This window comes from Saliphagus sp. LR7 (genome assembly GCF_003344565.1).
GTDB lineage: Archaea > Halobacteriota > Halobacteria > Halobacteriales > Natrialbaceae > Saliphagus > Saliphagus infecundisoli.
In genome coordinates this window covers 43,382-70,231 of sequence record NZ_QPND01000018.1, presented here as the reverse complement: position 1 = coordinate 70,231, position 26,850 = coordinate 43,382, and the positions used below count along the sequence as shown (strand labels likewise).

The window sequence follows — 26,850 nt, the reverse complement described above, 5'->3', positions numbered from 1 at the left end:
AATCGCCTGCGGAGTCTGGAACCGCTGTGGGACCTGTTCCTGCACGTTCTGACACAGAAACAGGAAGCTCCGTCCTCAACAAGCGAGGGCCGGGTAGGCCCGAGCGCGGTAGGGCGGAGTAGTTCACATCCCGCCGGATCCGCGACCTGCTGCTCACGAGTTCGTTCGCAGCGGAATAGCGGGCCGGGCGCGATTTGAACACGCGACCGTCTGGTTAAAAGCCAGACGCTCTGCCGGACTGAGCTACCGGCCCTGTCTCCCCTTTCCGGCGAGCCGTGGTTAAACGTTTCTCTCCGTCGGCTACTCGAGGTACGCTTCCAGGGCCTCGGCGACGAGGGCGTCGGGCTCGCGGCCCTCGTTGGAGGCCTGTCGGCGGAGGTCACGGTAGATCTCGACGGGGAGTCGGATCTCGAGACGCCCGAGCTCGATGCCGTGGTCGGCCAGGGCTGCCTCGATCGGGGTGCCGTCGTTGACGGCGCTGGCGACGGTCCGGACCTCCCGGACCGTGAGGTCGCCGTCGAGGGTCGCCCAGGCGAGCAGGAGGCGGGCCTCGCCGGCGACGCGGGCGATGTGTTTGGCCGCGGTCGGGGCGATGGTGCCCAGTGCGACCTGGCGGCGGACCGACTGGGGGAGGTCGTGGACGCGGGCCCACTTGCGGATGAACGCGACGGAGGTGTTCTCCGAGCCCTCGCCCGCGCGGGCGGCGGCGGCCTTGTACGACCCCTCCCCCCGGACGAGGGCGGCACAGGCCGCCGCGCCCCGGAGCATGACGAGGTTGTCCTCGCTGGCCTCGGTGCCGTCGGCGAACCGGCGGACGGTCTCGGCGGCCTCCGCGACGCTCTCGGGGTCGTCGGGATCGAACTGGACCGCTCGGCGGGCGTGCTCGCCGGTCACCGACTCGTCGCCCCGGATCACCGGCGCGCCGACGGGCGACTCGCGGTCGGTCGGGATCGGCCCCGTCCGCCTCTCCGCCCGGTCGGACCGGGCCGTCGCCTCCGGCCGCGACTGGTCGGGCGGGTCCTCGCTCATGTCCGTACCGTTGGAACCTGGCGCTCAAAAAGGGTTCCACCCGGCCCACGAACTCCCCGGCGGGCGGGTCGTCCGCTCCGCGATCGAACTACTCCCACGATGTCGAGAACGGTATCGCTCTACTCCTCGCGCTCGTCGGCGAGGTGCTCCCAGATCTCCGTACAGCCGGCGCCGACCTCGACGCCGTCGAGGTGGGCGTCGTCGCGCTCCTCGTCTCTCGCGTCGTCCTCGCGCCCCTCGGGACCCTCCGGGCGGCAGGTAACGTCGCTCATCGGGGGTTCTCCGTCGGGATCGTCGTCGATCGGCCGTCGATGCGCACGTATCGGTTCATGGAACCCCGTTGGGCGGAGAGACCTATAAGGACCGCCTCGGGAGCAAGCGATACCCGGGCTTTCGTCTACCGGAAACGGTCACCGCTATCTCGGTCTCGAGGGACGAGGACGATCCCGACCGATCGGTCCGTGACCCGTCGTGCGGGGAGTCGGACCCCCGGTTCGAGCGCCGGAGCGCCGGACGGGCACGCCGTCGCCGCTTTCCCGTCCGCTCCCCGCCGGCCGTCGGGACCGGAGCGCGACCGTCGGCCCTGCCGCCCTCGAGGCGAGCGGCGATTGCCGGAAACTACTGGCAAGAACGGCCGGAATAGACGAGCGTCGCGCGAGCGACCGTCGATTCGGGGCTTCCGCTAGGGTTACGTCCCCGGGGGCGAATGATCGGGCATGAACGGGTCGTCGACGGACCCAGCCGAGGGTTCCGAGCAGCCGGACGCCCGCGAGGAGATCATGCGGGCGACCTACCACATCCTCTGTGCGGAGGGGTACGCCGGGCTAACGATGCGTGCGATCGCGACCGAAGCCGGGACGAGCAAGTCGCTGATCCACTACCACTACGACACGAAAGACGACCTGTTGCTCGCCTTCCTCGATCGGTTCATCGACCGTCTCGACAAGTTCCTCGCCGAGATTCAGGCCGAGACCGACGACCACGAGGCCCGCCTCGTCGCCTTCCTCGATCGGTTCGTCGTCGACCCCGACGAGGACGAGCGCCAGTCGTTCTGGCGTGCGCTCCTCGAACTCCGGCTCCGGGCCGCCCACGACGAGGAGTTCCGCGAGCAACTCGAGGCGAACAACGAGGCGATCCGGGAGGCCCTGACCGAGATCATCGCCGAGGGGATCGACGACGGCGCCTTCCGGGAGGTCGATCCGCGCGCGACCGCCGACCTGATCCTCGACGCCCTGGAGGGCGCCCGGACCCGCCAGGCCACCCTCGGCACCGACGACGCGCCCCTCGGGACCCACGAGTCGGTCCGCGAGCACGTCGTTTCCGACCTGCTCGCGTAGCCCGTCGGGATTGCGGCGAGTTCTGGGTCGAGGGGGCAGGCTAAGTGCGTGTCCGGCCCATACGCTACCATGTCCCGCCGGCTGATGAGCGTCACCGCCCACACGAGCGTCGACCACGCCGACGCGGTCGCGCGCGGCCACGGCCTCGAGGCCGAGTCGGTCGCCGTCGTCGACGCGACCGCCGACCGGACCGACCCCGACTGCGTACGCCTCCAGGTGGAACTCGACGATCCCGGAGAGCTGCCCGACCACATGGAGGAGCTTCGCTTGACGCCCGACCAGGCCCGCGCGCTCGCGGCCGATCTGATCGAGCACGCCGACCGCGTCGAGGGTGGTAACTGAGCCCGCCCCGACGATCCCGAGCGAGCACCTGCCGTCGCAGGGCGGCGGCTTTTCTCCCTCTCGGGCGACCGTCCGAACGGATTCATCATGGCAATCGACAGTCTGCAGGACCTGTTCGAGCACGGCATCGAGGACATCTACCACGCCGAACACGAGCTGCTCGACGCCTTGGAGGACTTGGAGGACAACACCGAGCGCGAGGAGATCGCCCAGGCTTTCGCCGACCACCGCGAGGAGACCGAGGGCCAGATCGAGCGCTTGGAGGAGGTCTTCGACGCGTTCGGCGAGCCCCCCGAGAAAGAGCCCTGTGACGGCGTCAAGGGCCTGCTCGAGGAGTACGAGGGGTTCGTCGACGAGGATCCCGACCAGGACGTCATGGACTACCACAACATGGCCGCCGCCGAGAAGACCGAACACTACGAGATCGCCGCCTACGGCAACCTGATTCCCCTCGCCGACGAACTCGGCCTCGACGACGCCGCGGACCTCCTAGAGGAGAACCTCCGGGAGGAACAGGAGGCCCTCGAGAAGCTCACGGAGCTCACCGAGGAGTTCGACACCGGCGCGATCCCGGCCTGAGACCGGATTCGCCGCAGTCACGGTCGGCGGGTGAATACGTTTTTGTCCGTCGGCGACCACGATCCGTTCGATGACGATCACCGGGCCGACGGCCGGCGACGGGGAGCTCTCGATCCGGCGGGCCGATCGCGCGGACCTCCTCGCCGTCGTCGAGATCGAGGACCTCTCCTTTCCCCAGCCCTGGCCCTACCACGCCTTCGAGGGCTTTCTCGGCCGGCCGGGATTTCTGGTCGCGACCGCCGGGGGCGGCGTCGCGGGCTACGTCGTCTCCGACGTGACGCCCAACCACGGCCGGGGGATCGGCCACGTCAAGGACATCGCCGTCCACCCCGACCGCCGGGACCGGGGGATCGGCTCGGCGCTGCTCGCCCGGTCGATCGGCGTCCTCGAGGCCCGCGGGGCGACCTCAGTGAAACTCGAGGTCAGGGCGTCGAACGAAGGGGCAAGACGCCTCTACGCCGAGTCGGGGTTCGAGGCGACCCGGCGAGTCCCTCGCTACTACGACGACGGCGAGGACGCGCTCGTGATGGTCCGGGACCCGATCTGATCGTGCTGGCGGACCGAAACGATTACTTTCCGGACAGGTAATGGGTCGGCCATGTCGCCGACCGACGACCGCCGCGAGGTCCCACCGGCCGTCGGACCGGTCGTCCGGCGATATCGCCGTCTCGAACGCGCCTCCGGTTGGGCGCTCGCGATCGGCGCCGCGGTCGTCGCCGTCGTCGCGATCCTCGCGCTCCCGCTCGGGCCCGGAGTCCTCGTCGCGGCGGTCGTCCTGGCGGCGCTCCGGGTTCCGGTCGTTCGACGTCGGGGTACCGCTCGGCTGACGACGGACGCCGACCCGGCCGCCGTCGCGGCCGAGTTCGCGGGACCGACCCCGCCGCCCCTCGTCTTCCAGTGGGGGGTCGCCGACGAGATCCGCTCGACGGGTGGGGTCGCGACCTACGAGTTCTCGTATCTGTTCGGGCTCCGGTCGGTCTCGATGACGGTCGAGGTGCGATCGCGGGACCCGGACGGCGACGCCGACGAAGCTCTCGAGCTAGAGGTCTCCGCAGGCGGGATGCCCTGGGCGCGATACGCGGTCTCCGTTTGGGACTCCGGGGAGGGCTCGGTCGTCGAGATGGCGGTCGTTTCGAGCCGTCGGTTCGGGCTCCGACGACTGCCCCAGGGGCTCGTCGCCGGCCGCTACTACGCCGACGCGCTCGCCGCCCAGGGGTACGCCGTCGCCGACCGAACGTCGTCGTTCTCGATACGGGACTTCGACTAATGACTGCGTGGCCCTCACGCCTCTCCGCCGGCACAAACGATACACTGCTGGAGCCGAAGGGGGGTGTATGGGAGACGACGACACGGGAGCCACGCTGGAGGAGGAGCTGATCGGGGCCTGCCGGACGACGGTCGGCGACGAACTGCGAAGCATCACCCGCTTCACCGAGGAGGAGGTCGACCAGCTCTACCTCCGGGACGACCTGGAGCGAAGCGCCGATCTCGTCGGGTTTGCCGAACACGAACGCTACGGCTTCCAGTCCCAGTCGCTGTACGAGGGTACCCAGCTCGGCGACTACCGGGCGACGATCCGGATGTTCGAACACGGCTACCTGACACGGGTCGTCGTCGAGGGCGTCGGCGTCTGGGTGACGACCGACACGCTCTCGGTCGAGCGCTTCGAGGAACTGGCGTCGGCGCTCGGCTCGGTGCTCACGGAATCGGTCGCCCGCTGACGGTCGGGACGACTCCTTTTCTCGGACGGGAAACGGGAACCACTATGGGACGGGCGGCGAACACCTCTCTCGAATGTCCGCGCGTGAACCCGCCGGCCAGGCCGGCCGGCTGCTCGCCGCCGCCCTCCTCCTCGTCGCCCTCGCCGCCCTCCTCGTCTGGTCGGGAACCCTCTCGCCGGATCCGGCGGCAAACCGGTATCCGGAGGAGGAAGACGTCATGCCGAACCCCGGCTCCCACGTCGGCGAACGGGCCTCCGTCGGCGGCTACGTCGTCGGGACCGATCCGGTCGTCATCGAGAGCGGCTACTCGGGGCCCAGCCGGTTCACGCTCGAGGGCGCCATGGCGGCCGAGGGGAACGTCGACTCCCTGGAAACGGGCGACCGCGTCACCGCCTTCGGCACGATAACCGACGAGTCGACCATCGAGACTGAACGGCTCGTCACCGGGACGGCCCGGTCCCAGGCCTACATGTTCGTCGTCTCCGCGGTCGGCGGACTCTGGGTCGCCGGCCGGTTCCTGTGGGGGTGGCGCTTCGACCTCGCCACGCTTTCGTTCGTCCCGCGGGGTGGGGATGGCTGACGTCCTCACCCACGTCCTCGTGGGCTACGTTCTGGGGACCATCCTCTCGGTTCGCTACGCGTGGCTGCGCCCGGCCCACGTCACGCTGGTGATGATCGGTGCGCTCTCGCCCGATTTCGTGAAGATCTACCTGCTTTTTCCGGACGGGCTGGTCGCTGCCCTCGTCGGGGCCCCTTTCTCGTGGGACCCGCTTCACACGCTGGGCGGGAACCTGCTCGTCCTCCTCCTTGGAACGCTGTGTGTCTCCCCCGGGGAGCGCCGTCGGGCCTTCTCCCTGCTCGCCGCCGGCGCCCTGACCCACCACGTCCTCGACGTCTCCCTGCTGACGGTCACGGGCCACGCCTACGCGGTCTTCTGGCCGCTCACCGCCGTCCAGCCGCCCTCGGGCGGGCTCTACCTGAGCAGCGACGCCTGGCCGGCGCTCGTCGCGGGCGCTCTCGCGGCGGCCGCCTGGGTCCTCCGGTATCGGTGGCTCGAGGGCCGCGACTCGAGGGGCCAGTGACTTCCACCCCGCCCTACCGCTCGCCTTTCGGCTCGCGCTTGCGGGTGGGGCTTCCTGTTTCCACGACGTTGTCAGACTGGGTCTGACAGCCCGCCAGACGGAGTCTGGCGAACGCGCTTTGCAGGAACCGAATCGGTTCCCGTAGGGAGCGCAGTCTCCACAGGCGTTGATCCGGGACAGCCCGTCCCTACGTGCTTCAGACCGCGTACCAAGATGTTGTAGGCCGCCTTCCAGTCCCTGTCGGCAGAAAAGCCGCATGACGGACAGGAATGTTCGCGGACTCACAACGGTTTCTTGGTTTCGACGCCGCAGGCCGCACGCTCTTTGGTCGTTCCCCGTGGATCGACAGCGACAAAGTGCGTCCCTTCGCGTTCGTACTTGTATTCGAGCATTCGGAGGAACGTTCCCCACGCCGCTCCGGCGCGGTTGCGGCTGTTCGACGGGAGTCGCATCAACCCCTTCGCGTCCAAGTCCTCGACGGCCACGAGGTCGTACTCCTGAGCGTAGTGGTTCGAGAGCTTGTGCAAGAAGTCCCGGCGCTTGTTCTTCAAGTCCGCGTGGCGCTTGGCGACTGTCTTGCGCTGGTTCTCCCAGTTGTTCGACCCGTGTTCTTTCCGCGAGAGGTCGCGTTGGGCGCGTTCCAACCGTTTCGTCCGAGAGGTCGAGTGAGCATACGGAACGTGGGCCTGCGAGTTTGCTACTGAACATGTTTGAGAACCGTGCGGCGTTGACGAGACGCATTGCGTCTCATTCGCACACCAGACATCTTCGATTTCTGGGGACGCTGTATCCCCTCCCTACTCGCTTGTGCTTCCGACAGCGTGTCGGAAGCCCTGGACTCCTTGAGGAAGGGGCATTAGCGCCTTGGTTCAGGCAAGAGCTCTTCGGGGTCGAACACGGGAAGCGGGGAAGAGCGGCGTTACAGTTCGAAGCCGGTGCGCTCGAGGATCGCCGCGACGTTCGCGCCGAGCCACTCGACGCGCTGGTCGAGGTCGGTGCCGTGGCGGGTGGCCTCGATCAGGAAGCCGGGAACGCCCAGATCGCCGCCGACCTTGTGGATGAGCCGGGGGCGGATCCCGGTCATCGTGTTGCCGACGGTGTAGGCGTAGCTCGGCGCCCACGTGCCCTCGAAGTGGGCAGCGTTGACCGTGTTCCGGACCCCGCTTGCGACCGGCCGGCCGGCCGGCGTCGGGAAGATCGCCTGGCCGACCCCGGAGGGGCCGCCGGCGCCGTAGATGCCCCGGGAGGTGTGGAGGTCGATGACGACGTCGGCGTCGTAGTCGGTGATGACCCCCCAGATCGCCCGCGCGTGGGCGCTCGTGGGCTCTCTGCCGGTCGGGAAGTCCTGGTTCAGGTCGCCGGCGGGGCTGACGTAGGTTCCCTGGGCCGCCGCGACCGCGTTCGATTCGGGGATGACGACGAGGCGTCCGGACTGGAGTTCCCACCCGGCGATCTCGCGGGCGGCCTCCATGCCGGCGTACTCGTTGCCGTGGACGCCGCCGGTGACGACCGCGGTCGGGCCCGCCTCGGGGGCGTCGACGACGTGGACGGGCGTCTCGTAGGGGGTTCCCCCCATGATCGTGAAGCGATCGTGACCGTGGCCGCTTCCGGTCTCGACTTCCTCCTCGTCCTCGCTTCGCTCGACTTCCTCCTCTTCGTCCTCGTCTATGGTTTCAATCTCCTCGGTGGGACAGGCCTCGCCCGCGGCGGCGGCGTTGCCGGCCGCCGAGAGCCCGGCCACCGCGCCGACGGCGACGCCGGCGGTGCGTCCGAGGAAGGATCGTCTCGAGTTCGATGCGTCGGTTCGTCCGTCGGTCGTGTCGTCAGCCTCTGTCATGTCTCCTCATCTCTCGCCCGGTTAAGGCGACGTTTCCGCGCCCGCAGAACGGGTTGCAAGCAACAATATTATCATACCATATATGTCTGACGATACGTCCACCCGATATGGCGTGTAAAAATGTGAAGAACGGAACAGAAACGGGCAACGCTTTAGCCCGGGGCCGACAGCCCTCCCCCATGCCACACGACGTCCTGATCAGCGACACCAAGTCCGCGGTCGTCGACGACGAGCTCCAGGGGGAGGTCCTCGCCGACTACGACGCGACCGTCCGGTCGACGATCACCGAGACCGAGGACGAACTGCTTGCCGAACTCGACGGCGCCGAGGGGCTGATCGTCGACGCCGGCGTCCCGGTGACCCGCGAGGTTCTCGAACGCGCCGAGGCCCTCGAGGTCGTCGGCCGCGCGGGGATCGGCGTCGACAACGTCGATCTGGAGGCCGCTCGAGAGGAAGGGATCACCGTCGTCAACCACCCCACCTACTCTCTGGACGAGGTCGCGACTCACGCGCTGTCCCTGCTGCTCGCCTCGCTGCGTCGGCTTCCCGTCTACGACCGCTCGACCCGGTCGGGGGAGTGGGAGTGGTCCGCGGGCGCGCCGATCCCCCGCCTCCAGGGCTCGACGATCGGCCTGCTCGGCTTCGGAAAGATCCCCAAGCGGCTGGCGACGATGATCGGGGGATTCGGCTGTGAGGTGCTCGCTGCGGACCCCCACCTCGCGGACGACGAAATAAAGCTCCACAACGTCGAACCCGTCGAGTTCGACGACCTCCTCTCTCGGGCCGACCTCCTCTCGATCCACACGCCGCTGACCGAGGAAACCGAGGGCATGCTCGGCGAAGACGAGTTCGAGAGGCTGTCGGACGAGGCAGTCGTCGTCAACACCGCCCGCGGACCCGTGATCGATACCGACGCGCTCGTGGCCGCACTCGAGACCGACGAGATCGGTTTCGCCGGCCTCGACGTCACCGAGCCCGAGCCCCTCCCTGACGACCACGCGCTGTACGACCTCGAGAACGCCGTCGTCACGCCCCACGTCGGCTGGTACTCCGAGGACTCCCGGGCACAGCTCAGCCGCGAGATCGCCGCCGACGTCGGCCGCGTGCTCGCGGGCGAGGAGCCCGAACACGAGGTCGACGCCGACTCGCCGTGGGTCTGATTACTCCGCCGTGTCGCTGCTCAGGTCGGCGTCGACCCGGAGCTCGGAGTCGGTGACGGTGACGACGTTGTCGGCGGGGACCGCGATGTCGTCCTCGCCGGCGTCGCCCATTCCCAGGCTCTGGATCCAGGCGTTGGCCAGGCCGGGGTCGGGATCGACGTAGGCGACCTGCTCTACGGGATCGACCTCGGTGACGATCCCGATCTGTTCGCCCCGGACGTCCATCAGGAACTTCCCCTCGTCCTCCGTCGACAGTACAGACATGACACCGCATCGTACAGTTCACCGTGCTAAATACGTTCCGGAGACCGGACGGGATCCCTGGAATTATGACCCCCGCCCCCCTCGTCGGCGACAGTGCGGCTCGTACAGCTGATGGTTCCGACCGGGGCCCGCGAGACGATCCTCGGAGTGCTCGACGACGAGGAGGTCGACTACGCCGTGACTGACGAGACCAGCGGTCGGGAGTACACGGCGGTCGTCTACTTCCCGCTGCCCTCCCAGGCCGTCGAGCCCGTCCTCGACTCGCTCCAGGAGGCGGGGATCGAGGACGACGCCTACACGGTCGTCGTCGACGCCGAGACCGTCATCGCACGGAAGTTCGACGCCCTCCAGGACCGCTACGAGAACGGCGACGTCGAGGACGACCGGATCTCCCGCCAGGAGCTGCGGGCCGAAGCCGAGGAGCTGACGCCGTCGTTTCCGGTCTACGTGGTGATGACGGTCATCAGCGCGCTCGTGGCGACCGCCGGGCTCCTGCTGGACTCGCCGGCGGTCGTCGTCGGCTCGATGGTGATCGCGCCCCTGATCGGCCCCGCCCTGGGCGCCAGCATCGGGACCGTCATCGACGAGCCCGAGCTGCTGATCGACGGGGCGAAGTACCAGGCCCTCGGCGTCGGTCTCGCGATCGGGTCGGCGGCGGCGATGGCGTGGTTCGTCCGGGTCACACACGTCGTCCCGCCCGGGATGGACATCGCCGAGGTCGGCGAGATCTCCGAACGGCTCGCGCCGGACCTGCTCTCGCTGGTGATTGCGCTGGGTGCCGGCGTCGCGGGCGTGTTGAGCGTCTCGACGGGGGTCTCCGTCGCTCTCGTCGGCGTCATGATCGCCGCCGCCCTCATCCCCCCGGCGGCGGCCGCGGGGATCTCGCTTGCCTTCGGCCATCCCGGCGCAGCCCTGGGTTCGACGGTCCTCGTCTTCGTCAACGTGCTCTCGGTGAACTTGGCGGGGCTCGTGACGCTGTGGTACACCGGCTACCGCCCCGAAAGCCTCTTCGCTGTCGAGCCGACCCAGAAGCGCGTCCGCCGGGAGATCGCCGGCCTCGCGCTGGTCGTCCTCGTCTTCTCGGCGTTTCTGGGCGGGATCACCTACAGCTCCTTCCAGACCGGTAGCTTCGAACAGGACGCCCGCGACGAGGTCGAACTCGCCTTAGACGAGGAGTACGAGGAACTCCAGTTGATCGAGCTCCAGGTCGAGCTGGGCGACGACTACCCGTTCCGGGAGCCCGAGCGGGTGGTCGTGACCGTCGGCGGCCCCCCCGGAGAGAGCTATCCGGCACTCGCCGACCTGCTCCACGAGCGGATCAATAGCCACGCCGACGGGTCGGTCGCGGTCGAAGTGCGCTACGTCGAGGTCATCGAGAACTAACGAGAGGGGAGTTCGGGCTCGTAGTCGATCGCCGCGATCGCCGCCTCGAGGACCTCCTCGACGCCCTCGCCGGTCTCGACGCTCATGTAGCGGTCGGCCTCGACCGCCCGCGAGCGGTCGGCCTTGTTACAAATCGTGAGCACCGGCGCGTCCTCGAACCGGGCCTCGATCGCGTCCCGGAGCTCGAGCTGGTCGGCGAGGGGATAGCCACACGCCTCGCTGGGATCGACGAGGACGAGCACGCAGTCGGCGACGTGTTCGACGGCGCTTGCGGCCTGGGATTCGATCTCGTTTCGTTCCTCGGCCGGGCGATCCAGGAGTCCCGGCGTGTCGACGAGCTGGTAGCGGACGTGGTCACGCTCTAAGTGGCCGACACCGATCCCGGTCGTCGTGAAGGGATAGCTCGCGGTCTCGCCTCTGGCGTTCGTGACGCCGTTGACGAACGAGGACTTGCCGACGTTGGGGTAGCCCGCGACGACGATGGTCGGCTCCTCGGGGTCGATCTCGGGGAGGTCCCGGAGGGCGTTTCTGGCCTCGTTGATCGCCAGGAGGTCCTCCTCGACCTGCTCGACGATGTCGGCCAGCCGGGCGAATGCCTGTTTGCGGTGTTTCCGGGCGGTGTCGACGTCGGTCTTCCGCAGTTTCGACTGGTACTCCCCGTGGATCTCGCGGGCCTTTCGGCTCGCCCACATCACCTCCGAGAGGCTCTGGCGGAGGTCGTCGACGCCGTCGGCGTTCGCGTCGCCCTCTCCGGCGAGGATCGCGTCGGCGAGCTCGTAGTAGAAGGGGTGGACCTCGCCCTCGTACTCGAAGTCGGGCCAGGCGGTGACGACGTTCGCGAGGTTGTCCGACGTGATGTTCGCTGCCGTCTGGAGCATCGACTGCTGGGCCTCCACGCCCCCCTTGGCCCGTCCCGCGCGTGCGGCCCGGGAGAAGGCCTTGTCGATCAGCTCCTCCGACGTGGGCGTCGTCGGAAGGTTCTCGAAAATCATACCCCGAGTACGCGAGCGGGTCATAAAAGGGCGTCCGTTACGTGCCGACTTCTTTTGCCCGTCGGGCGCCTCGATGGAGTATGACAAACTGGCGTGCGGTCGTCGTCGGCTTCGTCGTCACGACAGTGATCGGGATCGTCGGGCTCGCCATCCCCGGACTCGGACAGCTCACCGCGGGTCTGGTCGGCGGGTTCGTCGCGGGCTATATGGCCCGCGGCGGGCTCGCAAGCGGTTTCTGGCACGGCCTGCTCGCGGGCGCCCTCGGCGGGCTGATCGGCGGCCTGCTGATCTGGGTCGCCGTGAGCCTGCTCGGGCTCGCGCTCGGGCCCGTCGGCGGCGCGGTCGGCACCGCCGCCGGCGCCGGAATATTCGTCGTCGCGGTCGTCGTTGCCCTCGTCATGGCCCTCGAGAGCGCGATCGCCGGTGCGGTGGGCGCGGCCCTCTCGACCTGACGCGGTGACGAGAGTGTCGTACAACGGTTCACACACTCCGTCCGCCACTACTCAGTATCGCTCAGTACAGGGAAGGTACTTGTCGAACGATGAACGACATATAGGTATGGAGTTTCCGAGACCGGACCTGCGAGAAATAATTAAATTAACAGTAACGTTCCTGCTATTGCTTGCTCTCTTCCAATATATGGGTATATTCTATGAAAACGAAGGCACCATCGACTGGCAATTTTTATTTCTCACTGGAATGATTATCCCGATCTTCACATACCTTCTGACAATCATCACAGCAAATATAGAATATTTGCCAGATTATAATACAATGACTCACAGAGCAAAATAGAACTAACCCATATTGGCCGATACGCACCTGCAGTGAGCACGAGATACATCAAATATCTCCTGAAAATAATACCTTGTGAACTGTTTTATGACACCCTAATGGCGACGACTACTTCCCGCCGTCGTGCCAAGACGTGACGATGGTTCGAGGGCGTCTCGAGCGCGCGTTCGCGAGCGTCCAGCCCCCGCCCCGACTCGTCGACTGGTCGCTTTTCGTCTGCGTCTCGATCGAGGCCGCGACCGGAGTGCTCTCGTTTACCGTCGGCACGTCCGGCCGCTGGTACGTCTTCTGGCTCCACCGGATCGTCGGACTGGCGATCGTCGCCCTGCTCGCGTTCAAGCTCTACAGGGTGCGCTACCGACTACTGGACCGCGAACAGTGGGAGCCGACGACCCCCCTGTCGGTCCTGACGGCGGTCGCCGCCCTCGGCACCCTCGCGACCGGGATCGCCTGGGTCCTCGGTGCGGGTGGCGCGGAGGACAGAATCGCCTACTGGACCCTGCTGTCGGTCCACGTCGGCTTCGGCCTTGCCCTGGTTCCGCTCGTGGTCGCCCACCTCGCAACGCGGTTTCGACTTCCCCGGCGAACGGACTTCCGCGAGCGCCGGACGGCCCTCAAATTCGCCGGCCTGTTCGTCGGCGGCGCGGTGGTCTACCGGCTCCAAGAGACGGCAAACGCCGTTCTCGGCACTGGCGGCGACGAGCGCCGCTTTACGGGCTCCCGGCCCGCCACAGGCGAGGGCAACGGGACCTTTCCGGTGACGTCATGGGTCGCCGATGACCCCGCCCCGATCGACCCCGAGGCCTGGAGTCTCGCGGTTTCGGGCCTCGTCGCCGACCCCATCGAACTCGAGTCGGTCGAGCCCGACGCGACCCGGCACGCGCTCCTCGACTGTACGAGCGGCTGGTACACCGTCCAGGAGTGGCAGGGGGTCCGCGTCGGCGACCTGCTCGATGACGCGGGGGCGCTCGAGGGGGCCTCCCACGTCCGGTTCGTCTCGGTCACCGGCTATCGCTGGACGCTCCCGATCGGGGAGGCTCGCGACGCCCTGCTCGCGACCCGCGTCGGCGGCGAGGCCCTGAGCCACGGCCACGGCGCGCCCGTCCGGCTCGTTGCGCCCGGCCGACGGGGGTTCCAGTGGGTCAAGTGGGTGGTCCGCGTCGAGGTCCGCGACCGCGCGGACCCCGCTCAGTGGCTCGTCACGCTGATCAGCGGCTTCGATTCCTGACCCTAACGCCGAGCCTCGAGTTCGGCCTCCAGCGCCTCGAGATCCATGCCCTTCATCGCCAGCAGGACGAGCAGGTGGTAGACGATGTCGGCCGATTCGGCGGCGATCTCGCTCTCGTCGTCGTCTTTGGCCGCGAGGACGAGTTCGGTGGTCTCCTCGCCGAGTTTCTCGAGGACGGCGTTCTCGCCTTTCTCGTGGGTCAGCAGCGAGGCGGTGTAGGAGTCATCGGGAAGGGTCTCTCGTCGGTCCTCGATGACCGCGAACAGCTCCTCGATCGTCCGGTCCATCTACGGCTCACCCGCTCCTGCTCCCGCGGGTCCGCCCTGAACGTCCCGGATGTCGTCGAGTTCGTCGAACTTCTCGCGTTCCTCGCGGCCGCTCTCGAAGACCGGCTCGGCGACCTCGATCGGCGCGTTCGTCCGGGCGGCAAGCGCCATCGAGTCGCTGGGGCGGGCGTCGATCACCACCGAGTCCCGCGGCGTGTCGACGTGGAGGTCGGCGATGTAGGTCCCGCCCTCCTCGCCCTCCTTGATCTCGCTGACGACGATCCGGTCGATCCGGCCGCCCATCTCCTCCATCACGTCCAGGAGGAGGTCGTGGGTCAGCGGCCGGCCGATGTCCTCGGCCTCCAACCCCCGGGCGATGCTCGTCGCTTCCTCGGGACCGATGAAGATGGGGACCACGTCCTCCTCGCCGTCGACCGCGAGGACGAGCACCGGAACCGGCCCCTGGGGGGTCCCGGCGACCCGGACGGCGTCGATTGATGCGTTCATACGGCGACCGACGGGGGCGAGGGGGAAAAACCCTCCCTACGACTCGAAGAAGGCGAGCGCGTGGAGCCGTGGATCGCCCGTGAGTTCGGGGTGGAAGGCGGTGGCGACGATCGGCCCCTGGCGGACGGCGACGGGCCGGCCGTCCCACCGCGCCAGGGTCTCCGGCCCGCCGGCGTCTCCGTCGCCCTCACAATCCGTGTTACCCTCGCCGATCGCGGGCGCCCGGATGAAGACCGCGGGGAACGGCTCGTCGAGCCCGGCAACGTCGAGGTCGGCTTCGAAGCTGTCGCGCTGGCGGCCGAAGGCGTTGCGTTCGACGCGGACGTCGAGGAGGTCGAGGGTCTCGACGCGCGGGTCGGCGGCGTCCCGCGAGGCGACGATCAGGCCCGCACAGGTCGCGAGCAACGGTTTCCCGGCCTCGACGTGGGCCCGGATCTCGGGGGCGATGCCCGCCTCGTGGATCAGCCGCGAGATGGTCGTCGACTCCCCGCCGGGAAGGGCGAGTAGATCGCAGTCGGGGACGGTCCCCGACCCGCGGATCTCGCGGACCGTCACGTCGACCCCGTTTGCCGCTCCCGCGCGCTCGATCGCGCGGACGTGCTCCGCGACGTTGCCCTGGACGGCGACGACGCCGGCGGTCGGGGCCATGGTCCGGGTACGGATCGGGACGTCAAAAGCGTCGCGTCACGGCTTCCCGGGGTCGCCCGCCTCCGACTCGGCGACGATTCGGAGCCGGATGCCGTCGGGATCGACGACCTCGAACCCGTCCCCGCGGGTCGAGGTCGCGGCGCCGGCGGCGTCGAGACGGCGTCGAACCCCCTCGACGGCGCCGTCCGGGACGACCAGTTCGAACCACGCGAGCCCGCGGGCACCGCTTTCGGCCGGCGCCGACCGGCCGTTCCAGGCGTTCAGCCCCAGATGGTGGTGGTAGTCGCCGGCGGCGAGAAACAGCGCCGACGGGGAGGAGTCCACGACCGAAAACCCCAGCGTCTCCGCGTAGAACTCCCGGGCTCGGTCGATCGCGGTCACCTCGAGGTGGACGTGGCCCAGCCGGGTTCCGGCCGGAACCCGGTCGGACGCCTCTCCGTCGGCGTCGGCGGCGAGCGCCTCGACGTTGAGGGGCCAGGAGCCGATCCGGATCCCGTCGTCGTCGCGGGGCCACTCCTCGCGGGGACGGTCCCGGTAGAGTTCGACGCCGTTTCCCTCGGGATCCCGGCAGTACAGCGCCTCGCTGACGCCGTGGTCGGACGCCCCGGAGAGCGCGCCCCGGTCGCGGATCCGGGCGAGCGCGTCGCCGAGTGCCGCCCGATCGGGGAGCACGAACGCGTTGTGAAAGAGGCCGGCGGCCTCCCGCGGGCGCGGTCGAGCGTCCGCGTCGTGGCGCACCTCCAGCAGCGGCGTCCCGTCGGCGCCGAGTACCGCGGGCTCGCGGGCGAGAACGTCGAGGCCGATCACGTCGCGGTAGAACGCTATCGTCGAGGCCTCGTCGGCGACGGTCAGGACGCTCCGGCCCGGACGGGTCGATTCCGGAAGCCGTCCGTCTGAGTCGGTCATACGGAGGATTCGTCGGGGAACGACATATGGGCGACGGCCGCGGTCGGTCCGGCGACTCCGACGGGACGAAACCGGCGCGGAAGCCGGCCGGATCAGGAGACGAACGTCAGAAGCTGGACGAGCAGACCGATCAGGACGCCGAAGGCGATCACCGATTTGGGGTCGATCCGGATCGCGTTCGAGTCCTCGCTGTCGAAGTAGCGGACGAGTCCGGCACTGGACATCAGTCCGCCACTGTTCTGTCCTCTGTCCATACCACCCCTACCGGCCGTGCTCCACTAAACCTTTCGCAACGGTCTCACGCCGGTGGGAAACCCTTATGCGCGACGCGTGGGAAGTAGCGATGCACTGCATGACCGTTACGCTCAAGGACTTCTACGCGGACTGGTGTGGCCCCTGCAAGACCCAGGACCCGATCCTCGAGGAGCTAGAGGAAGACTGGGACGGCCGGTTCGAAGTCGAGAAGGTAAACGTCGACGAGAAACAGGACGTCGCGAACGAGTACCAGGTCCGGTCGCTGCCGACGCTGATCATCGAGAACGACGACGGCGTCGTCGAGCGCTTCGTCGGCGTCACCCAGCGAGAGAACATCGAGGACGCCCTCGAGTCGGCCGGCGCCTAACTCCTCGCGGCCGGTTCCTCCGTTCGCCTCATTTCGAGGAGCTACGGCGCTTCGTCGTCTTCGGGGTTCATCGAGGCACCCAGACCGCCGTCGTAGGCGTCGCGTTCGTCGATCTCGCGGATGCGCTGGTCGAGGCGGTTCTCGAGTTCCTCGCGGCGCCCCGTGTCGACCGCGGGATCCCCGCGGACCGTCTCGAGGTCGCCCTTCGCCTCCCGGAGCACCTCGATCGCCTCCGCCGTCTCGAGGTCAGTGGCCCGATCCAGGTCCGCCTCGATCGAGTCGAGGTCGACGTCCTCGGCGCCGTCGCCCTCGTCGCTGACGGAGTCGTCCATACGGAGGCTACCGCGGCCACCGCCATCAACCCTCGGCCCCGAAGATCCGGTCCCGAACGGTGACCACAAACCCTCCGGACGCGTTCCCCCTCTCATGGCTGCCGTCATCGCTCACCGCGGGTTCGCCGGGAGCGCGCCCGAGAACACCGTCGCCGCCCTCGCGGGCGCGATCGAGGCCGGCGCCGATGCCGTCGAACTCGACGTCCGGCCTGCCGCCTGCGGGACGCCAGTCGTCTTCCACGACGACCGCCTCGAGGGCGACGAGCCCCGCGACGGCCGTCCGCTGACAGATCGCGAGGGGCTCGTTTGCGACCAGCCCCTCGAGAGGGTCCGGGGCGCGGAGGTTCTGGAGAGCGGCCGGACCGTCCCCACGCTCGTGGAGGTCCTCGAGGCGCTCCCCTCGACTGCGGGGGTCAACGTCGAACTGAAGAGTCCCGGAACCCCCGATCGGCGACCGGGCGAGGCCCTGTCGGCGGGCGAACGCGGCGAGCGCCGCCGGCTGTGGGCGCCGTTCGTCGAGCGCGTTCTCGCCGACTGTCGTGGGTTCGAGGGCGACCTCCTGTTCTCGTCGTTCTGTGAGGGCGCGCTCGCGGCGCTGCGGGCGGCCGGCGGCGGAGAGGCGGCCGTCCTCCCCGGTCCCGATCTCGAGGCGGGACTGGAGGTCGCTCGCCGCTACGACTGCGAGGCGATCCATCCGCCGATCGCCGCGGTCGTCGGAACGCCCTCGACGGCCGATCTCGTCGCCGTCGCCCACGAGGAGGGGCGGGCGGTAAACGCCTGGACCGCGACGAGCTGGCTCCAGTTCGACGACCTCGAGCGGGCGGGCGTCGACGGCGTCATCGCGGAGTATCCGGGACTCGGCGGCTGGAGTTAGCCGTCGGGCTCCCGCGGGGGGAGGTCATCGCTCGCCGGCCCCTCGAGCACCCGCCCGTCGGGGGAAAATCGCGAACCGTGACAGGGACAGTCCCAGCTGTTCTCGCCATCGTTCCAGTCGACGAGACAGTCCATGTGGGTACAGACCGCCGACACCGCCCTGAGCTCGCCGTCCTCGCTCCGGGAGACGGCGATCGGTTTCGAGCCCCGGCGGACGACCCGGCCCTCGCCGGGCTCGATCGGCTCGCCGTCGTCCGCGAGCAGCGCCCGCGCCCAGTCGGTCGCGAACTGGCCCGCGCTGTCGGCGCCCTCGGTGAGAACCGTGGGGAGCGACGCCTTCGGTGTCGCCCGGAGCGGGTCGAAGGGCTCGAGCTCTCGAACCTGCTCGCCGTCGATCTCGCGGGCGAGTAACTCCCCGGCGGCGACGCCGGTCGTCATCCCCCAGCCGCCGAAGCCGGTAATCACCGAGATCTCGCCCGTGCCGATGCCAAGCCGACCGATAAACGGGAGGCCGTCGGCGGGGACGTAGTCCTGGGTCGACCACCGGTAGTCGATCGATTCGACGGGGAAGCGCTCGCGGGCCCATGCCGCGAGCCGGCGATAGCGCTCCGCCGTCGAGCCGCCCTGACCGGTCTTGTGGTTCTCGCCGCCGACCAGCAGGAGGTCGCCCTCGCCGTCGCGGTGGGGCCGGACCGACCGGTAGGGCTCGCCCGCGTCGTAGTACATCCCCTCCGGGTACCTGCCGTCGAGGCGGATCCCCAGGACGTAGGAGCGCTTCGGGTGGAGCCGCGCGAAGTAGCCCGCCCGATCGAGGATCGGCGCGCCGGTCGCGACGACGACCCGGTCGGCGAGGACCGTGTGGGGCTCCCCCGGCCCGTCGCCGTCGGCCCGCGATTCCGGCGAGACGGTCGTCTCGATCCGACACGGCGATCCCGGCTCGATCCCCGTGACTCGAGTGTGTTCGAACAGCTCCGTGCCGCTTCGTCCGGCGAGGCGGTCGGCGAGTTCGAGCAGGTATTGCCGGGGATGGAAACAGGCCTGGTCGTCGACCCGGACGCCACACGCCGCCCGGTCGAACGGGGGAACGCTGGTGACGAACGACGCGTCGAGGCCGGCCTCGCTCGCGGCCGCGACCTCGCGTTCGATCGCGTCCCGGCCGTCGCCGTAGACGTAGTTCGGGAGCCGCCGGAAGCCGAAGTCGCCGTCCCAGTCGGCGACGCGCTCCTCGACCGTGTCGATCGCGCGCTCGTTGACCGCGGCGTACGTCCGGGCGGTGTCGGGGCCGAACTCGCGGCGCAGGCGGTCGTACTTCAGGCCGTGGTGGCTCGTCAGCTTCGCGGTCGTCTTCCCGGTGATTCCGGCCGCGAGCTCGTCGCGTTCGACGACGGCGACCGCGTGGCCCCGCTCGCGGAGTTCGTGGGCCGTCGAGAGCCCGGCGATGCCGCCGCCGAGGACGGCGACCTCGACCCGGACGTCGCTCTCGAGGGGGTCGTAGCCCGGCGATCTCGTCGTCGCGAGCCACGGCGAGGTCGGTTCGCCGGGGAGGTCGGCGCGGGCCGGCGGGTCTCTGGCCATGACCCACGCGTACGCCCGGGACGGCCAAAAGTAGCCGGGGCGCCAGCGCCGGGCGGTTGCGTCTTCAGGAGCGAGGTTCTACCGGTGGTGCCTCGCGAACCCGAGCGGCGGTCCCACGCCGACGTCGCCGCCTGCGGGCGCGAGGCGATCGCCGCGACGGTCGTCTCGCCGGCGCCCGATCACGTCCGGATCGTCGATGCGGTTCCCCACGAGCGGGCCCTCGACGCCCGCCGGGAGCTGTTGGCCGCGGTCCGTCGGGAGTACGCCGACCGTCCGTACGTCACCGCCTTCGGCGACGTCCTCGACGAGCCGCTGTGCTAACCGGTTCTCCCCGACACGCGACCGCCGCTGTCCGCGCTGATCCGGCCGACGACTCGGACCCTCTACGCCAGAGATCTCGGGACCGGGGCGGTCGAAGGGAGGCCGATCGCCGGCTGGTCGCTGGCCCGGCTCGCGTTAGATACGGCTTAACATTACCGGAGGGCGGTGCACGTCCGGCGATGAGTTCGACCGTCCGGACCGAGCGCCGAGCCGTCGTCGTTCCCGCGATCTCCGCGCCGAGCTCGGTCGCCTGTCTGCGCTCGCTGGGGGGCCGCGGCGTCCACACGATCGCCGTCTCCGAAGACGAGGGGACGCCGTCGTTTTACTCTGCGTACTGCGACGAGACCGTCGTGGTCCCCTCGCCCCACGAGGACCTGCTCGCCTACAAGGACGCCCTGCTGGAGCTTTCGACCCGCCCCGACGTCGCCACGATCGTCCCCGTCCGCGAGGAGGACGTCTACGTCCTCGCGGCCCACCGCGAGGAGTTCACACCCCATGTCGCCACCCCCTGGCCCGACCTCGAGACGCTTTCGCGCGTCCAGGATCGTCGGCGACTGTTCGAGGTCGCGGCCGACCACGACGTCGCCTTCCCCGAAACCCGACTCCTCGAGGAGGGAGCCGCGACCGACGGCGGCGGGCGACCCGACGGCGGGGCCGCCGTGGCGGGCATCCAACAGGGAATCGACTGGAACCGCGAGTGGATCGTCAAACCTCGGTATTCGATCCTTGCCGGCGCCTACATCGACGGGCTCGACCCCGCGAGCTGTCTTTCCTCGTGTTCGACGTCGTATCTCTCCTCGGGGCGCCCGCCCGACGCCGCGGCGATCACGGCGGAGATGCACCACGTCCCCCTGCTCCAGGAGTACGTCCCCGGCGACGAGTACGGCTTCTTCGCGCTGTACGACGAGGGGGAGGCGGTCGCGACCTTCCAGCACCGCCAGCGCCGGGGCTGGACCTACGCCGGCGGCCCCAGCGCCTACCGCGAGTCCGTCCGGATTCCCGCCCTGGAGGAGGCGGGCCGGACGCTGCTCGACGCCCTCGAGTGGCACGGGCTCGCGATGGTCGAGTTCCTCCGGGACGAGGACGGCGAGTTCAGGTTGATGGAGGTCAACCCCCGCTTCTGGTCGTCGCTGCCGTTTACCGTCCGGGCGGGTGCGGACTTCCCCGCCGACTACTGGCGCCTCGCCCGCGGCGAGGCCGTCTCCCAACCCGACTACGAGGTCGGGATCGGCGGCCACCTGCTCCGGGGGGAACTGCTCTACCTCCGGTCGGTGCTCAGAGACGAGTTCGAACTCGTCGAGAGGCCGTCGTTCCCGGCCGCCCTCCGGGAGGTCGCGGGCTCGATCCTTGCTTCCCCCCGCTTTGACTACCTCGTCGCCGACGACCCCCGCCCCTTCTTCCGGGACCTGTGGAACGCCTACGACCTCTCCCGGTCGTCGGAGCCGCCGGCGGCCACCGAGCCCCCCTCCGCGCGTCAGTAGCCCTCGAGGAACTCGGGGAGGTCGTTGACCGACTCGAGGACGGCCGCCGCGCCCGCGCTCTCGAAGGCCTCTCGGCCCGCCTCGCCGGCCAGCCCGCCGGTGAGGACGCCGATCCCCTCGTAGGTCCTCCCGGAGTCGGCCTCGGTCGCGTTGACCGCGGTCCGGACGTCGTCTAAGGTGTCGCCGACGAACACCGTCCGGTCGGCGCCGAACCGTTCGGCGAGAGCGAGCAGCGCCCGGGGGTGTGGTTTCCCCTCGTCCCAGTCGTCCATCGTGAACCGTCGATCCTCGGGGACGGAGAGCCCTGCCCGATCGAGCGCAATCTCGGCCTCGGCGGCCGGCCGGCCCGTGAGGACCCCGACATCGTAGGACGCGAGGGCCTCCAGGGTTTCGGGTTCGAGGATCACCGGCTCGTCGTGGATGAACCCCTGCCCCGCGAGGTCGGGATCGGGCTCGCCGCCCTCGAGACCCCGGTAGAGCTCCTCGCCGAGGTACAGTTGCTGGAAGACGTCCCGCAGCGCGGCCCGGTCCCACCGGCCTTCGATCCGCCGGAACGCCCGCGCGCCGAGTGACTCCCGGACGACCGATTCGGCGGCCTCGAGCCCGCCGCCCGCCCCGGAAATCCGGTCCGTATAGTCGTCGATCGAGTCGCGATAGCCTTCCTCGGTCGCGAGCACGTAGAGGGCGGCGGCGCTCGCGAGGTCCCAGTCGTTGTTGAACCCGCCGGCATCTTTGAACTCCTGTATATCGCCTTTTCGAATCGTTCGCCCGTGGCGGGCCTCGACGCTCTCGACGATCGCCCGCCGGTAGGAGTCGGCGACGTCGACGACGACGCCGTCGACGTCGAGGACGACCGCATCGACGGCTGCGTCCGTGGTCATGCCGGGAGCGTCGGGGGCGACCACCAAGGGGGTATCGACTCTCGTTCGCCGGCTCCCGCCTCGCGCCCGGACCGTTCGGGACGATCTACGGGTTTGGTCGGGGGAGGTCGATCTCCTCGCCGTCGGCGTACACCGTGGGGTCACGGATAATGCCGTCCAAGTGGATCGGGGCCTCGACGTCGCCGCCGATCCCGGCGTCGTCGCCGAGCGCGATGTGGACCGTGCCCGCCGCCTTCTCGTCTAAGAGGACGCTGCCGACCAGCTCGGTGACCGCGACGTTGGTACCGATGCCCAGCTCGGCGAGGTTGTAAGCCGCGTCGCCGACCTCCTCGGCGGCGTTCTCGACCGTCTCGCGGATCTCGTCGTCGGAGATCGAGGTAACGAGACCGTCCTCGACCTCGAAGGTCAGCTCTCTCCCCTCCAGGCGGTCGTAGGGGCGCATCGTCCCGTCGACGACGTAGCGGCCGTCGGCGGAGACGGGACTGACGAACACCTCGCCGGCGGGGAGGTTCGAGGAGGAGCCGGGCTCGTGGACGATGCCGGTGTCCGAGAGGAACGAACGACCCGTGACGTCGAACGTGATGTCGGTGCCCCGCTCGGTCGTGACCCGGATCTCGCTTGCGCCCGCGACCTGCTCGAGGACGGCCTCGCAGTGGCTCGCGATCGACTCGTAGTCGGCGGCCAGTCCCGTGGTGAACACGGACTCGGTGACCCCCGGAAGGGTCGCGACCCGGGCGCCGGCGTCGGTGGCGTTCGTCCGCGCCCGCGTGTGGGTGATGCTCTTGGTCGTCGGCGCGAGGACGACGTCGGCGTCGGCCATCGCCGCCGCCACCGTTTCGGGCGGTTCGCCGCCGTGGGTTTCGCCGGGCGGGTAGCGCGCGATCACGCTGTCGTCGGTGACCTCGCTTGCGACCTCATAGAGGGCCTCGCCGATCGGCTCGCGGTCGTCGTCGGTGACGATCACGCACGATTCGCCCGCTTCGACGTTCATGCACTGGCCGATGGCCGTCTCGGCCGCCGCATGGAGATCCGACGGAGACATGCGTGGGACCTCCGGCGGCGTCGGGATAGGTGTTCCCCTCCTCGACAGGGGGTTGACTTAAAGACGGCGCTAGCACGGCGCCGGCTCCTCGCCATGAATCGTGTTACCTCTCCACACACAACCGGGAACGGGGGGCCGCAGTCGGGTGGTTTCTGACCCTGAAGGATCGCATCTCCGACCGTTTCCGGTGGGCCGGATTAGGTATTTTTATATAGAAGGACAATCAATGAGTCGGCTGACCATGAGCCAGCGAATGCAACAGGGACAGCCGATGATCGTGATGAGCGAGGACTCCCAGCGCGTCAAGGACCAGGACGCCCAGGACTACAACATCAGCGCCGCACGCGCGGTCGCGGAGTCCGTTCGCTCCACGCTCGGTCCGAAGGGGATGGACAAGATGCTCGTCGACTCGATGGGCTCGGTCACCATCACGAACGACGGCGTCACCATCTTAGAGGAGATGGACATCGACAACCCGACCGCCGAGATGATCGTCGAGGTCGCCCAGACCCAGGAGGACGAGGCCGGTGACGGCACGACGACGGCCGTCTCGATCGCGGGGGAACTCCTCAAGAACGCCGAGGATCTCATCGAACAGGACATCCACCCGACGGCGATCATCAAGGGCTTTCACATGGCCAGCGAGCAGGCCCGCGAGGAGATCGGAGACATCGCCGAGGGGATCGACGCCGACGACGAGGAGCTCATCCGCAAGACCGCCGAGACCTCGATGACCGGCAAGGGGGCAGAACAGCACAAAGAACACCTCGCCGAACTCATCGTCGACGCCGTCTCGGCGGTCACCGTCGAGAAAGAAGACGGCGGGAACGTCGTCGACCTCGAATTCCTCAACATCGAGACCCAGACCGGCCAGTCGGCCGGCGAGAGCGAACTCCTCGAGGGCGGCATCATCGACAAGGACCCGGTCCACGACGACATGCCGACCTCCGTCGAGGACGCGTCGGTCCTCCTGCTCAACGACCCGATCGAGGTCGAGGAGGCCGACGTCGACACCGAGGTCTCGGTCACCGACCCCGACCAGCTCCAGCAGTTCCTCGACCGCGAGGAAGAACAGCTACAGGAGAAGGTCCAGCGGATCGTCGACCTGGACGCCGACGTCGTCTTCTGCCAGAAGGGGATCGACGACCTCGCACAGCACTACCTCGCCAAGGAGGGTATTCTGGCGGTTCGCCGCGCCAAGAAGTCCGACCTCGAGTTCCTCTCGGAGGTGCTGGGCGCGACGATCGTCTCCGATCTCGAGAGCGCGAGCGAGGACGTTCTCGGCTCGGGCTCGGTCACCCGCGACGAGGAAGACGAGCTGTTCTACGTCGAGGGCGAGGGCGGCCACGGCGTCACCCTCCTGCTTCGGGGCTCGACCGAGCACGTCGCCGACGAGCTCGAGCGCGGCGTCAACGACGCCTTGGAGGTCGTCGCCCAGACGGTCTCCGACGGTCGCGTGCTCGCCGGCGGCGGCGCCGTCGAGGTCGAACTCGCCTCCCGGCTCCGTGACTACGCCGACAGCGTCTCGGGACGCGAACAGCTCGCCGTCGAGGCGTTCGCCGACGCCCTCGAACTCGTCCCGCGCGTGCTCGCCGAGAACGCCGGTCTCGACTCGATCGACACCCTCGTCGACCTGCGTGCGGCCCACGAGGATGGCCAGGTCCGTGCGGGCCTGAACGTCTTCAGCGGCGACGTCGTCGACACCTTCGACGCCGGCGTCGTCGAGCCCGCCCACGCGAAGGATCAGGCCGTCTCGAGTGCCACGGAGGCCGCGAACCTCGTGCTCAAGATCGACGACATCATCTCCGCGGGCGACCTCTCGACGGACAAGGGCGACGACGAGGGCGGTCCCGGCGGCGCACCCGGCGGCATGGGTGGCATGGGCGGTATGGGCGGCATGGGCGGCGCGATGTGAGGTTCGGGAACACCCACACGTCACGACGCACGGCTCGCCCGCCGACGGAATCGCTGCGCTTCACGACCGGCCGATCTCTTTTGCCGACTGGTGACCGATACAGCACGGAGAGACGAGTATCCACGCGACGGCTCCCGGGTTAGATTGGAGTGCGAACGTACCATTTCAGGAGGACAGAGAAGAACAGATCAATACGCGTTAGGAGTGTCGAATCGGAGAGATTCGGAGAATAGCTCGTCGGTGAGGGATCCACAAAACGGTCTGGGCGGGCAGCGTCATCGTTCTCGAGCGGCCAGCGTGAGGAATCCGATCCCGAAGCAGCCGGCCACAAGGGCAACATAGGAGAGGATTACGCGCGCGTCGCCCCCTTGCTCGAATCCGAGAAACGCGGCGCCGACTGCACCGATGAGCGCGCCGACGCCGAAGATGGCGAGGACGACGCGTTCGGTCCGGCTCTGTTGAGTCGTCTGCTCCGTCTCACTCGCGGCGGCCTCAAGCAGCGGCCGGGCCTCTTCGTAGACGTCTCGGGGCATCGAGACGTACCCCGGTGCCGTCACCCCTCGCCTTTTAGTTGCGTATGACGGCCGGAGAACAATGGTTTCCGTCCACGGCACGCGGTGGACGTCGATGGCTGCGAGTTCCTCGAGGTCGAATGACTGCTCGTTTACGCGAACCGTTCCCCTCTCGTGATCGATCTCGCCACGGGAGTTCGTCAACTGCATGCCGATCGACGTCCCGAACGGGACCACTACGAACAACGCAAGCAAGGCCATCGGAGACACCGCAACCGAGCCGACGATCATGCCCGTACTAGCGAGGACGCTCACTGCCACGGGGAGCGGGCGGAGCCGATCGTAACCCGTGCGGTCCGCCCACGCTCGTATCGAGGAGCGGGCCATATTGTCGGTGACCAGCGGGAGCAAGTAAAGCAGCGAGAAGGGTCCACCGATCAGCAAGAGCAAGACGAACAGCGCGAGTCGTCCGTACGCGCCGTTTACCCCAAAGAGAACGAGCACTGTGGCTCCCAGTGCAACTACCAGTAGCGTCAGTCCGCCGAAAAAACCGGCCTGAAGGTACAGACAGAGTCTACCGAGCGTTGACGCCGACGCGCTACGTGACCACGTGATTGTGCGCGGGTGCTCGGTCACACTCCGGTCTTGATGCCAGTATAAATAAAAGTCTGTAGATGCGCTATATGCGACGGCTACGACTGCGTCATCTCGGTAGAAAGCGATGAATCATATTTATGTTGTGTTTGGTTCTAGTGATTATTGCCTGTACGTAACGAGAGCCATCTCTGTTGGTCGATAAACTCCCTCCCAACGTTCTACCCAGATGCGAACGTATTCCACTACGTCAGCACTCTTACGCCAAAGGTTACGCACTCCGACGGTTACTTGGCAAGCAGATCATACAACATCAACAGTCCAACAGTAATGTAAATGATACCGCTAATGAGAGCGAACATCCCGGTATCGTACACCAGAGTATATGCACCTATGCTGAGAATAATCACTGTTCCGACGGCCTGCGCGGTTCGTGTTCCTCAAAGGTCACTCACCTGTTGCGCGGGTGAAGACATACACGAGCGTTCTTCTCGTTGATCCATAATCCTTCTTCTGCTGGTCGATACGCGTAGAGCCTGTCTGTAACACAACCGCGGGCAAGTCGGCCGCTGTTTCGGACCCGATCCAGGGCCGGAAACCGCGGCCAGTCCTGGCGACGCAGACGA

General features: G+C 68.3%; 33 protein-coding genes, 1 tRNA gene and 1 pseudogene. 18 read left to right on the top strand and 17 right to left on the bottom strand.

Annotated elements, in window-relative coordinates; genetic code table 11:
* Nucleotides 1-179: 179 nt before the first annotated feature.
* The 3 genes from DVH23_RS18625 to DVH23_RS24385 form a co-directional block, all read right to left on the bottom strand.
* Nucleotides 180-253, bottom strand: a tRNA-Lys gene (locus DVH23_RS18625).
* Between the two features lie 47 nt (nt 254-300).
* On the bottom strand, nt 301-1,029 hold the full coding sequence (locus DVH23_RS18620; RefSeq protein ID WP_114578911.1) for a hypothetical protein: 729 nt from the start codon (nt 1,027-1,029) through the stop codon (nt 301-303).
* 119 nt (nt 1,030-1,148) lie between these two features.
* On the bottom strand, nt 1,149-1,301 hold the full coding sequence (locus tag DVH23_RS24385; RefSeq protein WP_198668002.1) for a hypothetical protein: 153 nt from the start codon (nt 1,299-1,301) through the stop codon (nt 1,149-1,151).
* Between the two features lie 444 nt (nt 1,302-1,745).
* Here DVH23_RS24385 and DVH23_RS18615 point away from each other — a divergent pair, with 444 nt between their 5' ends.
* The 8 genes from DVH23_RS18615 to DVH23_RS18580 all read left to right on the top strand — a co-directional run bounded on the left by DVH23_RS18615 (nt 1,746) and on the right by DVH23_RS18580 (nt 6,090).
* Nucleotides 1,746-2,366: a TetR/AcrR family transcriptional regulator gene (locus DVH23_RS18615; protein WP_114578910.1), complete on the top strand. Its 621-nt coding sequence runs from the start codon at nt 1,746-1,748 to the stop codon at nt 2,364-2,366.
* 69 nt (nt 2,367-2,435) lie between these two features.
* Nucleotides 2,436-2,708, top strand: a complete 273-nt coding sequence (locus DVH23_RS18610; RefSeq protein WP_198668001.1) for a DUF6360 family protein — start codon at nt 2,436-2,438, stop codon at nt 2,706-2,708.
* A gap of 87 nt (nt 2,709-2,795) precedes the next feature.
* Nucleotides 2,796-3,287 (top strand): ferritin-like domain-containing protein, encoded by a 492-nt coding sequence (locus DVH23_RS18605; RefSeq protein WP_114578909.1) that lies wholly within the window; start codon nt 2,796-2,798, stop codon nt 3,285-3,287.
* Between the two features lie 70 nt (nt 3,288-3,357).
* Entirely contained in the window at nt 3,358-3,834 is a 477-nt protein-coding gene (gene rimI / locus DVH23_RS18600; protein WP_114578908.1) for a ribosomal protein S18-alanine N-acetyltransferase, read from the top strand.
* A gap of 51 nt (nt 3,835-3,885) precedes the next feature.
* Nucleotides 3,886-4,554 (top strand): hypothetical protein, encoded by a 669-nt coding sequence (locus DVH23_RS18595; protein WP_114578907.1) that lies wholly within the window; start codon nt 3,886-3,888, stop codon nt 4,552-4,554.
* A gap of 67 nt (nt 4,555-4,621) precedes the next feature.
* Nucleotides 4,622-5,008, top strand: a complete 387-nt coding sequence (locus tag DVH23_RS18590) for a hypothetical protein (RefSeq protein ID WP_114578906.1) — start codon at nt 4,622-4,624, stop codon at nt 5,006-5,008.
* Between the two features lie 73 nt (nt 5,009-5,081).
* Nucleotides 5,082-5,588, top strand: a complete 507-nt coding sequence (locus DVH23_RS18585) for a hypothetical protein (RefSeq protein WP_114578905.1) — start codon at nt 5,082-5,084, stop codon at nt 5,586-5,588.
* Nucleotides 5,581-6,090, top strand: a complete 510-nt coding sequence (locus DVH23_RS18580; RefSeq protein ID WP_114578904.1) for a metal-dependent hydrolase — start codon at nt 5,581-5,583, stop codon at nt 6,088-6,090. Before DVH23_RS18585 ends, DVH23_RS18580 begins: the two co-directional genes overlap by 8 nt.
* Before the next feature lie 71 nt (nt 6,091-6,161).
* Here the strand turns inward: DVH23_RS18580 and DVH23_RS18575 are convergent.
* Nucleotides 6,162-6,764 (bottom strand): annotated as a pseudogene (locus DVH23_RS18575) (RNA-guided endonuclease InsQ/TnpB family protein); the annotation flags it as partial.
* 245 nt (nt 6,765-7,009) lie between these two features.
* Nucleotides 7,010-7,927 carry a succinylglutamate desuccinylase/aspartoacylase family protein gene (locus DVH23_RS18570; protein ID WP_114578903.1) on the bottom strand — a complete coding sequence of 306 codons (918 nt, stop codon included), beginning with the start codon at nt 7,925-7,927 and terminating at the stop codon, nt 7,010-7,012.
* 179 nt (nt 7,928-8,106) lie between these two features.
* Here DVH23_RS18570 and DVH23_RS18565 point away from each other — a divergent pair, with 179 nt between their 5' ends.
* On the top strand, nt 8,107-9,087 hold the full coding sequence (locus DVH23_RS18565) for a C-terminal binding protein (RefSeq protein ID WP_114578902.1): 981 nt from the start codon (nt 8,107-8,109) through the stop codon (nt 9,085-9,087).
* On the opposite strand, the gene DVH23_RS18560 is transcribed toward DVH23_RS18565, so the two are convergent.
* A complete protein-coding gene (locus DVH23_RS18560; RefSeq protein ID WP_114578901.1) occupies nt 9,088-9,351 on the bottom strand; it encodes a hypothetical protein in 264 nt (87 codons plus the stop codon).
* Between the two features lie 93 nt (nt 9,352-9,444).
* Here DVH23_RS18560 and DVH23_RS18555 point away from each other — a divergent pair, with 93 nt between their 5' ends.
* Nucleotides 9,445-10,734, top strand: a complete 1,290-nt coding sequence (locus tag DVH23_RS18555) for a TIGR00341 family protein (RefSeq protein WP_114578900.1) — start codon at nt 9,445-9,447, stop codon at nt 10,732-10,734.
* On the opposite strand, the gene DVH23_RS18550 is transcribed toward DVH23_RS18555, so the two are convergent.
* Nucleotides 10,731-11,726: a GTPase gene (locus DVH23_RS18550; protein WP_114578899.1), complete on the bottom strand. Its 996-nt coding sequence runs from the start codon at nt 11,724-11,726 to the stop codon at nt 10,731-10,733. The two genes, DVH23_RS18555 and DVH23_RS18550, sit on opposite strands and share 4 nt — an antisense overlap.
* Before the next feature lie 80 nt (nt 11,727-11,806).
* On the opposite strand from DVH23_RS18550, the gene DVH23_RS18545 reads away from it, so the two are divergent.
* The 3 genes from DVH23_RS18545 (at nt 11,807) to DVH23_RS18535 (ending at nt 13,749) form a co-directional block, all read left to right on the top strand.
* The gene (locus DVH23_RS18545; protein ID WP_114578898.1) at nt 11,807-12,178 is read left to right on the top strand and encodes a DUF5518 domain-containing protein; all 372 of its coding nucleotides are present in this window, start codon (nt 11,807-11,809) and stop codon (nt 12,176-12,178) included.
* Nucleotides 12,179-12,284: 106 nt separating this feature from the next.
* Entirely contained in the window at nt 12,285-12,521 is a 237-nt protein-coding gene (locus DVH23_RS18540) for a hypothetical protein (protein WP_114578897.1), read from the top strand.
* 139 nt (nt 12,522-12,660) lie between these two features.
* Nucleotides 12,661-13,749, top strand: a complete 1,089-nt coding sequence (locus DVH23_RS18535) for a molybdopterin-dependent oxidoreductase (protein ID WP_114578896.1) — start codon at nt 12,661-12,663, stop codon at nt 13,747-13,749.
* Nucleotides 13,750-13,751: 2 nt separating this feature from the next.
* Here the strand turns inward: DVH23_RS18535 and hisE are convergent, their stop codons facing one another.
* The 5 genes from hisE to DVH23_RS18510 all read right to left on the bottom strand — a co-directional run bounded on the left by hisE (nt 13,752) and on the right by DVH23_RS18510 (nt 16,330).
* A complete protein-coding gene (gene hisE, locus DVH23_RS18530) occupies nt 13,752-14,036 on the bottom strand; it encodes a phosphoribosyl-ATP diphosphatase (RefSeq protein ID WP_114578895.1) in 285 nt (94 codons plus the stop codon).
* The gene (locus tag DVH23_RS18525) at nt 14,037-14,522 is read right to left on the bottom strand and encodes a bifunctional nuclease family protein (RefSeq protein WP_114578894.1); all 486 of its coding nucleotides are present in this window, start codon (nt 14,520-14,522) and stop codon (nt 14,037-14,039) included.
* A 36-nt stretch (nt 14,523-14,558) separates the two neighbouring features.
* On the bottom strand, nt 14,559-15,170 hold the full coding sequence (gene pdxT / locus DVH23_RS18520; protein WP_114578893.1) for a pyridoxal 5'-phosphate synthase glutaminase subunit PdxT: 612 nt from the start codon (nt 15,168-15,170) through the stop codon (nt 14,559-14,561).
* Nucleotides 15,171-15,206: 36 nt separating this feature from the next.
* Nucleotides 15,207-16,076, bottom strand: coding sequence for a VOC family protein (locus DVH23_RS18515; protein WP_114578892.1), 870 nt, complete (start codon nt 16,074-16,076; stop codon nt 15,207-15,209).
* A gap of 92 nt (nt 16,077-16,168) precedes the next feature.
* A complete protein-coding gene (locus DVH23_RS18510; RefSeq protein WP_114578891.1) occupies nt 16,169-16,330 on the bottom strand; it encodes a preprotein translocase subunit Sec61beta in 162 nt (53 codons plus the stop codon).
* Nucleotides 16,331-16,395: 65 nt separating this feature from the next.
* Here DVH23_RS18510 and DVH23_RS18505 point away from each other — a divergent pair, with 65 nt between their 5' ends.
* Nucleotides 16,396-16,698 (top strand): co-chaperone YbbN, encoded by a 303-nt coding sequence (locus DVH23_RS18505; protein ID WP_114578890.1) that lies wholly within the window; start codon nt 16,396-16,398, stop codon nt 16,696-16,698.
* Nucleotides 16,699-16,739: 41 nt separating this feature from the next.
* On the opposite strand, the gene DVH23_RS18500 is transcribed toward DVH23_RS18505, so the two are convergent.
* Nucleotides 16,740-17,030: a hypothetical protein gene (locus DVH23_RS18500; protein ID WP_114578889.1), complete on the bottom strand. Its 291-nt coding sequence runs from the start codon at nt 17,028-17,030 to the stop codon at nt 16,740-16,742.
* A gap of 94 nt (nt 17,031-17,124) precedes the next feature.
* Between DVH23_RS18500 and DVH23_RS18495 the strand changes: the two genes are divergently transcribed.
* Complete coding sequence (locus DVH23_RS18495) at nt 17,125-17,904, top strand: glycerophosphodiester phosphodiesterase (protein WP_114578888.1); 780 nt, start codon at nt 17,125-17,127, stop codon at nt 17,902-17,904.
* Here the strand turns inward: DVH23_RS18495 and DVH23_RS18490 are convergent.
* On the bottom strand, nt 17,901-19,478 hold the full coding sequence (locus tag DVH23_RS18490; RefSeq protein WP_114578887.1) for an FAD-dependent oxidoreductase: 1,578 nt from the start codon (nt 19,476-19,478) through the stop codon (nt 17,901-17,903). The two genes, DVH23_RS18495 and DVH23_RS18490, sit on opposite strands and share 4 nt — an antisense overlap.
* 87 nt (nt 19,479-19,565) lie before the next feature.
* On the opposite strand from DVH23_RS18490, the gene DVH23_RS18485 reads away from it, so the two are divergent.
* The gene (locus tag DVH23_RS18485; protein ID WP_114578886.1) at nt 19,566-19,799 is read left to right on the top strand and encodes a hypothetical protein; all 234 of its coding nucleotides are present in this window, start codon (nt 19,566-19,568) and stop codon (nt 19,797-19,799) included.
* Nucleotides 19,800-19,978: 179 nt separating this feature from the next.
* The gene (locus DVH23_RS18480) at nt 19,979-21,280 is read left to right on the top strand and encodes an ATP-grasp domain-containing protein (protein WP_114578885.1); all 1,302 of its coding nucleotides are present in this window, start codon (nt 19,979-19,981) and stop codon (nt 21,278-21,280) included.
* Here the strand turns inward: DVH23_RS18480 and DVH23_RS18475 are convergent.
* Both DVH23_RS18475 and DVH23_RS18470 read right to left on the bottom strand, forming a co-directional pair.
* Complete coding sequence (locus tag DVH23_RS18475; protein ID WP_114578884.1) at nt 21,274-22,161, bottom strand: TIGR01548 family HAD-type hydrolase; 888 nt, start codon at nt 22,159-22,161, stop codon at nt 21,274-21,276. The two genes, DVH23_RS18480 and DVH23_RS18475, sit on opposite strands and share 7 nt — an antisense overlap.
* 85 nt (nt 22,162-22,246) lie before the next feature.
* Nucleotides 22,247-23,203, bottom strand: coding sequence for an aminopeptidase (locus DVH23_RS18470; protein ID WP_114578883.1), 957 nt, complete (start codon nt 23,201-23,203; stop codon nt 22,247-22,249).
* Between the two features lie 253 nt (nt 23,204-23,456).
* On the opposite strand from DVH23_RS18470, the gene thsB reads away from it, so the two are divergent.
* A complete protein-coding gene (gene thsB / locus DVH23_RS18465) occupies nt 23,457-25,118 on the top strand; it encodes a thermosome subunit beta (RefSeq protein ID WP_114578916.1) in 1,662 nt (553 codons plus the stop codon).
* Between the two features lie 275 nt (nt 25,119-25,393).
* Here thsB and DVH23_RS18460 read toward each other — a convergent pair whose 3' ends face one another.
* Nucleotides 25,394-26,134 (bottom strand): hypothetical protein, encoded by a 741-nt coding sequence (locus DVH23_RS18460; RefSeq protein WP_157972493.1) that lies wholly within the window; start codon nt 26,132-26,134, stop codon nt 25,394-25,396.
* Nucleotides 26,135-26,850 lie beyond the last annotated feature (716 nt).